12 protein-coding genes are annotated in these 11,414 nt (G+C 64.1%); 10 read left to right on the forward strand and 2 right to left on the reverse strand.

All coding sequences use genetic code 11. The annotated features are described in order from the left end of the window. Positions 1-22: 22 nt before the first annotated feature. Positions 23-1,279: a glycosyltransferase family 1 protein gene (locus VGH98_03075; GenBank protein ID HEY2374935.1), complete on the reverse strand. Its 1,257-nt coding sequence runs from the start codon at positions 1,277-1,279 to the stop codon at positions 23-25. A 229-nt stretch (positions 1,280-1,508) separates the two neighbouring features. Here VGH98_03075 and VGH98_03080 point away from each other — a divergent pair, with 229 nt between their 5' ends. Then, positions 1,509-2,033 carry a phosphatase PAP2 family protein gene (locus tag VGH98_03080; GenBank protein HEY2374936.1) on the forward strand — a complete coding sequence of 175 codons (525 nt, stop codon included), beginning with the start codon at positions 1,509-1,511 and terminating at the stop codon, positions 2,031-2,033. 389 nt (positions 2,034-2,422) lie between these two features. Then, on the forward strand, positions 2,423-3,208 hold the full coding sequence (locus tag VGH98_03085) for a hypothetical protein (GenBank protein ID HEY2374937.1): 786 nt from the start codon (positions 2,423-2,425) through the stop codon (positions 3,206-3,208). A 7-nt stretch (positions 3,209-3,215) separates the two neighbouring features. On the opposite strand, the gene VGH98_03090 is transcribed toward VGH98_03085, so the two are convergent. Further along, complete coding sequence (locus VGH98_03090; GenBank protein HEY2374938.1) at positions 3,216-3,431, reverse strand: hypothetical protein; 216 nt, start codon at positions 3,429-3,431, stop codon at positions 3,216-3,218. Positions 3,432-3,655: 224 nt separating this feature from the next. On the opposite strand from VGH98_03090, the gene VGH98_03095 reads away from it, so the two are divergent. From VGH98_03095 to phoU, 8 genes are all read left to right on the forward strand, one after another. Then, on the forward strand, positions 3,656-4,432 hold the full coding sequence (locus VGH98_03095) for a response regulator transcription factor (GenBank protein HEY2374939.1): 777 nt from the start codon (positions 3,656-3,658) through the stop codon (positions 4,430-4,432). Positions 4,433-4,613: 181 nt separating this feature from the next. Then, positions 4,614-5,678, forward strand: a complete 1,065-nt coding sequence (gene pstS / locus VGH98_03100; protein ID HEY2374940.1) for a phosphate ABC transporter substrate-binding protein PstS — start codon at positions 4,614-4,616, stop codon at positions 5,676-5,678. 250 nt (positions 5,679-5,928) lie between these two features. Then, entirely contained in the window at positions 5,929-7,044 is a 1,116-nt protein-coding gene (pstS, locus tag VGH98_03105; protein ID HEY2374941.1) for a phosphate ABC transporter substrate-binding protein PstS, read from the forward strand. Next, entirely contained in the window at positions 7,041-8,039 is a 999-nt protein-coding gene (gene pstC, locus VGH98_03110; protein HEY2374942.1) for a phosphate ABC transporter permease subunit PstC, read from the forward strand. Before pstS (VGH98_03105) ends, pstC begins: the two co-directional genes overlap by 4 nt. Further along, complete coding sequence (gene pstA, locus VGH98_03115) at positions 8,039-8,953, forward strand: phosphate ABC transporter permease PstA (GenBank protein ID HEY2374943.1); 915 nt, start codon at positions 8,039-8,041, stop codon at positions 8,951-8,953. The genes pstC and pstA overlap by 1 nt, the downstream gene beginning before the upstream one ends. A 13-nt stretch (positions 8,954-8,966) precedes the next feature. Further along, complete coding sequence (pstB, locus tag VGH98_03120; GenBank protein HEY2374944.1) at positions 8,967-9,737, forward strand: phosphate ABC transporter ATP-binding protein PstB; 771 nt, start codon at positions 8,967-8,969, stop codon at positions 9,735-9,737. After that, positions 9,734-10,564, forward strand: a complete 831-nt coding sequence (pstB, locus tag VGH98_03125; GenBank protein HEY2374945.1) for a phosphate ABC transporter ATP-binding protein PstB — start codon at positions 9,734-9,736, stop codon at positions 10,562-10,564. Before pstB (VGH98_03120) ends, pstB (VGH98_03125) begins: the two co-directional genes overlap by 4 nt. Continuing rightward, positions 10,561-11,295: a phosphate signaling complex protein PhoU gene (gene phoU, locus VGH98_03130; protein HEY2374946.1), complete on the forward strand. Its 735-nt coding sequence runs from the start codon at positions 10,561-10,563 to the stop codon at positions 11,293-11,295. Before pstB (VGH98_03125) ends, phoU begins: the two co-directional genes overlap by 4 nt. The last annotated feature ends 119 nt before the right edge of the window (positions 11,296-11,414 follow it).

The raw sequence follows: 11,414 nt of genomic DNA on the forward strand, positions 1-11,414 counted from the left end.
TCTGACAAGCCTCGGCGACGGCTCAGCGCGGCTGCCGAGCAAACGAGAGCTCTGGCGAAACGGACCGCGCCGGGCCGCGGCGCGCACTCCAGCCAGCGTGGACTTCGCGATAACTGTCTTCGAGCCGGTCGAGCTCGTGCTCCCAGCTCCGCGCTTCCGCCGTCCGCCGCGCTTCCGCGGCGAGGCCGCGAGGCAGTCCCGGCTCACGGACCAACCGTACCATACCCTGCTTCAGTCCCTCCGTCATCGACGTTAGGCTTCCTGGCGCGACCGCCAGCCCATTGCAGCCGTCGCGCAGGTGGTCGACGACTCCGCCTGCTGCCACGGCGACGACCGGCAGCCCGCTCGCCATTGCCTCGAGGACCACGAGACCTAATGTCTCCGTCAGCGACGCGAAGACGAAAGCATCGGCGCTCGCATACATGTCGGGCAGCCGGTTCTGGCGGTCGAGATTGCCGAGGAAAGTCACCGAGCCCGACGCTCTCCGTCGCAGCTCGGGCTCGGCCGGTCCGCTGCCGGCCACGAGAAGATGCACCGAGCCGCGCGGCAACGACTTGCGCGCCTGACGGAACGCATCGAGCACGACATGGACGTTCTTTTCGGCAGCCAGCCGTCCAACGTGAATGAAGACAAACTTCTCGGTGAGCCCGAGCGCTTCGCGCAGTGGCGTACTGCGCTTATTCGGGTGAAAGAGCTCCACGTCCACGCCGCGCCCCCACACCTCGACGTCGGCGACGCCCATGTTGAGCAAATCCTGACGCGCCGGCTCCGATGGCGTGTATGCGCGCTGGCCGCGCCGATGGAAGCGCGCGAGATTCGATGTCACCGTCGAGTGCAGCCACGGAACGCCGTACGCGTGCGTGTAGCGTCCGAAGTCCGTGTGATATGACGTGACGATCGGGATGCTGGCCCGTGCGGCCGCGATCTGTCCGAGCCGGCCAATCATGAATTCCGTCTCGCAATGAACGAGATCGGGTTGAAAGCGCGCGACGGCGCCGCGCACGGCGCCGTACAACGGCGCGGCGAGCCGGAGATCAGGGTAGGGCGGGAACCGCATGCTCGGCAGCGCGAAGTGGCTGTCGGCAGCTCCGTCGCCGAAGTGCAATGCGTCGAAGGCGTCGAACGCCTCACGGGGGTATCGTGGTGCAACGACGCCGCAACTCCATCCGCGATGGCGCAGTCCCGACACGGAGAGCGCCGTCACCACCGACACTCCATTCACCTGCGGAGGATACGTGTCCGTGCAGAAGAGAACGCGCAGCGTTTCGTATTCTCTCATCATACCTTGGCGGGCAGTGTCGCCGGTATGCGTCACGTATGCGCGACGATTGCGTCACGATCCTGAGACGTTGCCCGTTCCCGCGTGCCCTCGCGTGCCCCTCGTTCGTTACTGATCCGGCACGCGGTCCTGACGGGAAGCGTTACCTAGACGCCCTATGCTTACCCGAGCCGGTGATCGATCGGCGCTTCCGCTACCGGCCTCGTGCGTCTCCGGCAGGAGGTTTCTCATGACGAGCGCCACACTGTTTACCCGTCTCGCCGACCGCGATCGCGCGCTCTTCGCGCGCTGTCTCGTCGATCAGGGTGCATCGCGTCGGCGACGCGTGTTCTGGACGACGATCACGCACCTCGGCGGCGTCTCGTGCTCGGTGTTCGCAGCGACGCTGCCGCTATTCCTCGGCGGTGCCGTCGCCGACGCGGCGCGGCAAACGCTCGCGATGCTCGTCTTCTCACACCTCGTTGTGCAAGTTGTAAAGCGAACGGTGAGCCGGCCGAGACCATCGAACGCGCTCGACTGCGTGACACTCGTGGTGGAGCCCGACCGATTCTCATTTCCCTCGGGGCACTCCGCTGCCGCGATGGCTGTGGCCTTTGGTTACGCGATGGCCTTTCCATCCCTTGCCGCGCCCCTGGTGGCGATTGCCTTTCTGGTTGGCGCGTCGCGAGTGTTTCTTGGTGTGCACTATCCGGGGGACGTGCTCGTCGGACAGCTGATCGCCGTGCTCACAGGGGTTGCTTGGCACCTCGCCTGACTTCGGGCTCGGGGTCATCACCAGGTGAAAGGCTCGCTGGCGAGTCTGACGCCAGTGCCGAAGGACGGCTCCGATGCCCAGAGGGAGCGCCTCGACGTCGGTCGAGATCATGAGCTGGACGCGGAGCACGCGCACATTTGGAGGAAGCGCGTCGCACGCCTCGCGCAGCTCGGTGATATGTGACTCGGGTAATCCACCGTTCAAGTAGATCGTCGCGGACATGCCGTCGACACACTCGATCTCGAACCAGTCGGCTTGGTTCATGGGCGCTCGCTTGAAGGGAATGGCACTACCCGCGAACAGAACCAAGGGTACGTAACGGACTGCCGTTTGCCGTAGCTCCGATCCCGTAACGATCCGCTTCGGACGACACCTCAGATAGGCATCAGATGTCTCTTGCTTCCGCTGCGACAACCGATCATCTGCCGGCGCCATCTCCCGACGCCATCGCTGATCTCACACGCCCCGACGGACGCGTCCTCATTCTCGGTGAGCACCTGTCTCGGCTGCGCGATCTCGCGGAGGGATTGCTGCGCGTGGGCTGCCGCGTCGAGATCGCAGCGCTTCCGGGCAGCCACACCGGTGCATCGTTAGGTATCGTCGATCATCGCCTAACAGTTGTCGACGCGATTCAGCTCCGGCGCACCAGTGCCGACGCGGTGCATGCGGCCCGCGCCGACGCTCTCACGCAGCCGATCGTTGCGGTGACGCTCGCCGACGGCGTTCGACATCGGTTGGCCGGCGCGCAGTACGTCGTCGCCCATATCGACGAGGATGGCGATCTGCGCAACACGCCGCAGCTCGTTCGGGACATTCTTTCGATATGGAGCGACGTCCGCCCGCTGCTTGTTCCCGGTGATCTTCGCGTCGATCGACTTGGCCGTCGCGCGTCGGTTCGCGGCCGACGGCTCGCACTGCGGCCGTTCGATTTTCGCGTCTTGCGCGTTCTCGCCGAGCACTTTCGATCGGGATGCACGATCGGCGAGCTCTGCGCGGCGGCGTCCCGCTCGCCTGTGACCGAGCAACGCGCCGCGGCCGACGTTCGTCAAGCCCTCGAGCGGTTACGCTCGCGCTTCCGGCGATCGGATGTCGTGGTTCTGTCGACGCCGGACGGACGCTATCGCCTAACGACCCGCGTCGGGCAACCCACGCGTCGCGTCGGTCGCGGCGACTGAACGCGCTCTAGAGGCGCTCGGCAACCTCACAGAGCTTCACGAGCTCCTTCGACGAGCGCTTGGCCCAGTCGACGGGGAATTCCGCGGTGCGCCGCGTCTCGTAGCGATTGAGGAAATACAGAGTCCGCTCTCTGTCTGATTGGCCTTGACCCGTTCGTCGCTTGCTCGACTCGACGACTTCCCATTGCCAGCCGGCCTGATCTCGGAATCTGATCTCACTCATGTGACAAAATCGTGGAGGGTATTGGCGGGAGGGGACTCCGCGCTGGTCCGGTAACCTACTCATGATCGATCCGAGTCCACCAGTTGGCGCCGTGTAACAGTGTCGCTGCCATTCATGCGGAGTTCCTTCGGGTTTTATTGCATCGCTGTCAGCCGGTCTCCCGATACGATATCGTGACGCAGAATCGGTCGCCGCTGACGGCGCGGTCCCGATAGTTTTTTGTCGTGCACGACGCTTCATCGACCTCCGCGCACTCGTCCGCGACTCGCGTTGGCTATTCGAGTCCGGTCAACACGTCGTTCGGTGCTGGCGAGCGAGTGCTCGTCGTCGACGACGAACCCGACATTACCGCGCTCGTCGCCTATCATCTCGCGAAAGCGGGCTTCCGTGTGTCGACGGCCGCGACCGGACTCGACGCGCTGCGCGCAGTGCGCGAGGAATGTCCCTCAATCATCGTGCTCGACCGCATGTTGCCGGGGATGACCGGCGACGAAGTGCTCGCGACGCTCCGCGCCGATCAATCGACGCATGAGGTGCCGGTGCTGATGCTTACCGCCCGCCGCGAAGAGGTGGATCGGGTGAAGGGACTGGTGTTGGGCGCCGACGATTATCTAACGAAACCCTTCAGCACGCAGGAGTTGGTGCTCCGCGTAGGCGCGATTCTTCGTCGCTCGCGCGTCGCAGCGATCAGCAGCGACGTGGTGACCGTCGGGCCGCTCGTGATCGATCGCGCGCACCATCGCGTCACGATCGCGGGACGTCACGTCGAGCTCACCGCGACAGAATTCAAGTTGTTGCTCACGCTCGCGACGCGCCGGGGGCGCGTGCAGAGCCGCGCGCAGTTGCTCGAGGATGTGTGGGAGGCGGCGCCCGACGTGCAGACGCGCACCGTCGACATGCACGTGCAGCGGCTGCGCGCGAAGCTCGGCACCGAAGTCGAGTTGATCGAAACGATCCGCGGCTTCGGCTATCGTCTGCGCGTCGTCAACGGCAGCGCGTGACGGATGACTGCGGGCTGGTTGTTGGTTGCTGGTTATTGGTTGCTCGTGAACCAATCACCAAACCAAACCAAACCAACACCACCCACGAGCTCGTAACATTCCCGTTACGGAGCACGCACTCGGCCGTTACGAGTGACAGCTAGCCTGAGTGGACCACACCCACCACCACTCAGGAGCACACGTGAAAACTCTCGTTCGGACGATCGCGACGGGCGGACTCCTTCTTGCCAGCGTCGCCGCGCTTGCGAGTGCGCAGGACACGGGCGGCGCCGATCTCACTGGCGCGGGCGCTACTTTCCCCTACCCGATCTACTCGAAGTGGTTCAGCGACTACGCCGCGAAAACCGGCGTCAAGATCAATTATCAACCGATTGGATCCGGCGGCGGCATTCGCCAGCTCTCGGAGCAGACCGTGGACTTCGGCGCGAGCGACGCCCCGATGAGCGATGAGGAGATGGGGAAGGCCAAAGGCGGTGCCGTTCTCCACTTCCCGACGGTTCTCGGCGCTGTCGTCATAACCTACAACCTGCCCACCGTGACGCGGTCGCTCCGCCTAACGGGTGATGTCGTCGCCGACATCTTTCTCGGCCAGGTCACGAAGTGGAACGATGCGAAGATTGCTGCCATGAATCCTGGCGCGAAACTCCCGTCAATGGACATCCTCGTCGTGCACCGCGCGGAGGCGAGCGGCACCAACTACATCTTCACCGATTACCTGACGGCAGTGAGTCCCGCGTTCGCCTCCGGCCCAGGCAAGGGGAAAGAGGTGAAATGGCCGGTTGGACTCGGCGGTAAGGGCAACGACGGCGTCACCGGCCAGGTGAAGCAGACGCCGGGCGCCATCGGTTACGTCGAGCTCGCGTACGCCAAGCAGAACAAACTGCCCTATGCGCTGCTCAAGAATGCCGCTGGTCAATTTGTCGCACCGACGATCGAGAGTGTGACCGCCGCCGCGGCCGGTGCCGCGAAGACGCTTCCGGGAAATACTGACTTCCGCGTTTCGATCGTGAACGCGCCGGGTCGTGAGGCATATCCGATCTCGTCCTTTACGTGGCTCCTCGTTTATGCGAACCAGGCCGACGCCACCAAGGGGAAGAAGCTCATCGACTTCATGCGCTGGGCATTCCACGCGGGCGAACAATCGGCGGGCACGCTCGACTACGCGCCCCTTCCGACCAACATGGTCGCGATGCTCGACAAGCGCTTAGGCACGATCAAGTTCGGTACGCTTGGAATGGCGAAGTAAAGGGGGTTACAGCAGGGATTAGGCGTCGAGATTTAGTGTCTCAGAACGAAGCGTTGATTTGGTAGAGTACGCCGCACGCCACCGGATCCGCGCTTCGTTCTCCTTTTCTTCCCGGACACATCCGCTGATGTTATCCGGTTCCCGTTACACGTCTGTTACAAAACGTTCCGGGGCGCGTTACCCAGGCCGGCGAACGTCGTGAGACGGCCCGAGTCCGTCGGACCATGGAAACCACCTACCGGAGCGAATTGTGAAGCTTCTCTCCTTCGCCATCGCGACGACCGTCGTCGTCGCCGGCTGTTCCACCAAGTCTGACAACGCGCGAAAGGACAGCGCCGGCGGCGTGACCGCGCAGAGTAGCGGTGCGGCTGCGGCGACAACGAGCGGCGCGTCGGACGCGCAGCTAACAGGTGCGGGCGCGACCTTCCCGTATCCCATTTATTCCAAGTGGTTCACTGATTACGCCGGCAAGACCGGAGTGAAGATCAACTACCAGCCGATTGGCTCCGGCGGCGGCATTCGCCAGCTCTCCGAGCAGACGGTCGACTTCGGCGCGAGTGACGCACCGATGACCGACGACGAGATGTCGAAGGCGAAGGGCGGTCCGATCCAACACATCCCCACCGTCCTCGGCGCCGTTTGTGTCACGTACAACTTGCCTGAAGTTACCAAGCCACTCGATCTCACCGGCGATGTCATCGCCGACATGTTTCTCGGCAGGATTACGAAGTGGAACGATCCGCGGATCGGCGCGCTCAATAAGGGCGTCACCCTGCCTAACCGCGATATCGTCGTCGTTCATCGCGCGGAGGCGAGCGGCACAAACTATATCTTCACGGAATACCTAACGAAGGTGAGCACGGCATTCGCGTCCAGTCCGGGGAAAGGAAAGGAGGTCCAGTGGCCGGTCGGACTCGGCGCAAAGGGCAACGACGGTGTTACGGGCCAAGTGAAACAGACCCCCGGCGCCCTGGGGTACGTTGAGCTTGCGTATGCGCGCCAGAACAAGCTCCCGACGGCTGCGATCCGGAATGCCGCTGGCCAGTTCGTCCAGCCATCGATCGAGGCGGTGACCGCAGCCGCCGCGGGTGTCTCGCAGAAGCTGCCGGCCAGCACGGACTATCGTCTCTCGATCACGAACGCGCCGGGTGCGCAGGCCTACCCGATCTCCTCATTCACCTGGATCCTCGTCTACAAGACGCAGCCTAACGCGGACAAGGCGAGGAAATTGATGGATTTCCTGAAGTGGGCACTCCACGACGGCGAACAGTCCGCGGCCAGTCTCGACTACGCTCCGCTGCCTGCGCTGCTCGTGACGCGCCTCGATTCGACGCTCGCCACGATCAAGGTAGGCGCGACGCCGTGACCGACGTCGTCGCGCGCGACCCATCGCAAGCGACAGCCGCGACGGGCACGCCAACGCGTCCGTCGCGGAGTTGGACTGAGATCGGCAGCGAGATCGGGGATCGGATCTACTCATGGTCGATCACCGGCTTCGCCGCGCTCGTCCCGATTCTCCTGCTTCTCATTTTCATCTCGGTTGGGATCGCGGCGTGGCCGGCACTGCGCACCTTCGGCTTCACGTTCCTCACCTCGAGCGACTGGGACCCGGTCGCTGGACACTTCGGCGCGGCTCCGGCGATCTACGGAACGATCGTCTCATCGATCCTCGCGCTGGTCATCGCGACGCCGCTCGCGTTAGGCGTCGCAGTGTTTCTGTCGGAGTTCGCGCCCAACTGGCTGCGCGGGCCCGTTGCCTTCGCCGTCGATCTGCTCGCCGCAGTGCCGAGCGTGATTTACGGGCTCTGGGGCATCTTCGTTCTCATCCCGTTTTTGCGTGAGTTCCTCATGCCGTTTCTTCGTGACACGCTGCATCTCGGCGTGTTGCCGCTCTTCGCCGGCCCCGCGTACGGCTCGAGTATGCTCGCCGCGGGCCTCATCCTGGCGATCATGTGCCTGCCGTACATCTCCGCGGTCACGCGCGAGGTACTGATGGCGGTGCCACGATCGCAGCGTGAAGCGGCGGTGGGTCTCGGCGCGACGCGCTGGGAAGTGATTCGCGACGCCGTCATCCCGTACGCGCGCTCCGGCATCATCGGTGGAATCATCCTCGGCCTTGGACGCGCGTTAGGCGAGACGATGGCGGTGACGATGCTCATCGGCAACCGCCACGAAATTGCGGCGTCGCTATTCGCGCCTGGTTATACGATGGCATCCCTCATTGCGAATGAATTCAGCGAAGCGACCGGCGATCTCCATCTCTCCGCGCTCATGGCGGTCGGGTTCGTGCTCTTGCTCGTGACGTTCCTCGTGAATGCACTCGCGCGCTGGCTCGTCTGGCAGACGGCCAAGGAGCGCTGATGGCGACCGCGCAGACCACCCGGAGAGGGGCGCCGAGCGGCCGCCAACGCGCCGTCGCCGAGCGAACGCAGCGCTCGATTCGAAGGCGTCGCGCGCGGAGTCATGTCATGATCGGGCTGATGTACGTCGCGGCGGTGATCGCGACGCTGCCGCTATTGCTGATCGTGATTCACCTCATCCGCCTCGGCGCGTCGTCGATAAACCTTGCTTTCTTCACGCAAACGCAGCGGCCGCCGGGGGAGGCGGGTGGCGGCATGGCCAACGCCATCGTCGGCACGCTCATTCTCATCGGCATCTCGGGCATTGTCGGACTTCCAATCGGTATCGGCGCCGGTCTGTATCTCGCCGAGAAGCGGGCGACGCTCCTGGCGACGACGGTCCGCTTTCTCGCCGATGTGCTGAATGGCCTTCCGTCGATCGTGATGGGCATCTTCGCCTGGCAACTGCTCGTGAAGCCGGTGCAGCACTTCTCGGCGCTCGCTGGCGGCATCGCGTTAGGCGCGATGATGATTCCGATGGTGACGCGGACGACCGAAGAGATGGTGCGGCTCGTGCCGATTTCGCTTCGCGAAGCGGCGCTCGCATTGGGCTACTCGCGCTGGCGGACGTCGTTGTCGATCGTCCTGCGCACGGCGCTCGGTGGTATCGTGACGGGTGCGCTCGTGGCGATGGCCCGCATCGCCGGCGAGACGGCACCGCTACTGTTCACGGCGTTAGGCAACCAGTTCTGGTCGACGTCGCTTCGGGCGCCGATCGCGGCGCTTCCTTTGCAGATCTACAACTATGCAATCAGCCCCTACGACGACTGGCACGCGCAAGCCTGGGCGGCCGCCATCGTCCTCGTCGGCATTGTCTTCATCATCAGCCTCGCCGCGCGTGTCGCTACCCGACGACGCTACGGCACCGGCGACTGACCGATCCCGGCCCATGTCCCAGGCTGCCTCGGCGGTTCGCCTCGCCGTGGAGGACCTCAACGCGTACTTTGGTGAGATCCACGCCGTCAGACACGTGTCGGTGGCGCTGCCCGATAGCCACGTCACGGCGATCATCGGGCCGTCGGGCTGTGGCAAATCGACCTTCTTGCGCTGCCTCAATCGCATGCACGAGACGATCCCGCATGCGCGTGCGACGGGCAGAGTACTTCTGGACGGCCAGGACATCTATGGTGTGAGTCCCGTCGCCGTTAGGCGGCAGATCGGCATGGTTTTTCAGCGGCCGACGCCATTCCCGACGATGTCCATTCGCGACAACGTCGCCGCGGGACTGATCGTGATGGACCACAAACCGAACGGCAAACGAACCGACGAGATCGTCGAGCGGGCGTTGAAGCGTGCCGCGCTCTGGGACGAGGTGGGCGATCGTTTGAAGACGAGCGCCACCGGCCTCTCCGGTGGTCAACAGCAGCGCCTGTGCATTGCCCGGGCACTCGCGACCGATCCCGAAGTGCTGTTGCTCGACGAGCCGACGGCCTCGCTCGATCCGATCTCGACGCAGAAGGTGGAGGAGCTCATCTACGAGCTGCGCACCGACGTCACCGTCGTCATCGTCACGCACAATATGCAGCAGGCCGCGCGCGTGTCCGACCAGACCGCGTTCTTCCTTGGCGGCGAGCTGATCGAAGTTGCCCCGACGGAGACAATGTTCACGAGCCCGGCCGACGAACGCACCGAGTCTTACATCACCGGACGTTTCGGATGACCGGCGTGATGCCTAACGACTCGATCGAGGCCGCCGCGGGCCGTCCCGGTCCGTCGCTGCCCGTCAGCGAGCATCCGGGCGCGATCGTCGTGCGCAACTTCTCCTTCTGGTACGGCGCAACGCAGGCGCTGTACGACATCGATGCCGTGATTCAGCCGCGCGCGATCACGGCATTGATCGGACCGTCCGGCTGCGGCAAGTCGACGTTCCTGCGATCGATCAATCGCCTGAACGAGCTGATTCCGGGCATCCGCCACGAGGGCCGCATCGAGCTCGATGGCGACGACGTGTATGATTCCACGGTGGACGTCGTGGCGCTGCGGCAGCGCGTCGGTATGGTGTTCCAGCGCTGGAATCCCTTCCCGAAATCGATCTATGCGAACGTCGCCTACGGACCGCGCATCAACGGCGTCCACGATCGGCGCGAGCTGGACCTCATCGTCGAGACGTCACTGCGGCGCGCGGCACTGTGGGACGAAGTCCGTGATCGGTTACGCGAGAGCGCGACGAGCCTCTCCGGCGGACAACAGCAGCGCCTCTGCATCGCTCGCGCACTCGCCAACGAGCCGGAAGTCTTGCTCCTGGACGAGCCGGCGAGCGCGCTCGATCCGCTCTCGACGCAGCGCGTCGAAGAGTTGTTGTACGAATTGAAGCAGGAGCTGACGGTCGTGATCGTGACGCATAACCTGCAGCAAGCGGGGCGCATCTCCGACCGCACCGCATTCTTTTTCCTCGGACGCTTGGTCGAAGCGGGACCAACCGATCAGATATTCACCAATCCGCGTGAAGAGCGTACGAACGCGTACGTGACCGGGAGGTTCGGATGACGCAGCCGCAAACGGCCGGCACAGAACGACAGACCGGCTTTCGCCATTTTCACGAGCAGCTCGCGGAGCTCAAGCAGCGCCTGCTCGACATGTCGGAGAAGGCCGAGGCACTCATCGATCTCGCTGTGGAGTCGCTGCGCGAGCGCGACGCGGGCAAGGCCGAAGCCGTTCTTGCCGCCGATCATGAGCTCGACGATCTCGAGGTCGAGGTCGAGCAGCGCGCAATCTCGCTCCTCGCGCTGCAGCAACCTATGGCGCGAGACCTCCGCTTCATCGTTGGTGCGATCAAGATCTCGAGTGATCTCGAGCGTGTCGGCGATCATGCGGTGAACATCGGCCAGTGCACGCTGCGTCTCCTCGACGTGCCCGTCACGCTCGCTCCAGGCCTCGAGATCGACGAGATGGCGAAGCGCGCGCGCGAAATGCTCGGCGACGGAATCGACGCGTTCATCAGAGCAGACGGCGCTCTCGGGCGCGCCGTCTGCAAGCGCGACGACGAAGTCGATGCACTCGAAGAGTCCACCTTCCGGGTGTTGTTGACGCACATGATGGAAAGCCCGACGACGATCTCGTCGTCGCTGCAGCTCCTCCTCGTGAGCCGCAACCTCGAGCGCGTCGCCGATCTCGCGACCAATATCGGCGAGGACGCGGTCTACCTCGCCGAGGGTAAGCAGATCAAGCACCACTTCGAGGAGCGGGCGCAGGGGAAGTCGCCGCCGCCGCGACCATAGCGCTCGACATACCAAGGACTCCTCTTCGTCGACAGCAGGGCGCCAGCGCTCCTTGGACGAAGGTCCAATGGACGGTCTCCCAACCCGGCGTCCCGTGACGCGTGCGTTACAAAGTGGAC

The organism is Gemmatimonadaceae bacterium (genome assembly GCA_036496605.1).
Taxonomy (GTDB): Bacteria; Gemmatimonadota; Gemmatimonadetes; order Gemmatimonadales; family Gemmatimonadaceae; genus AG2.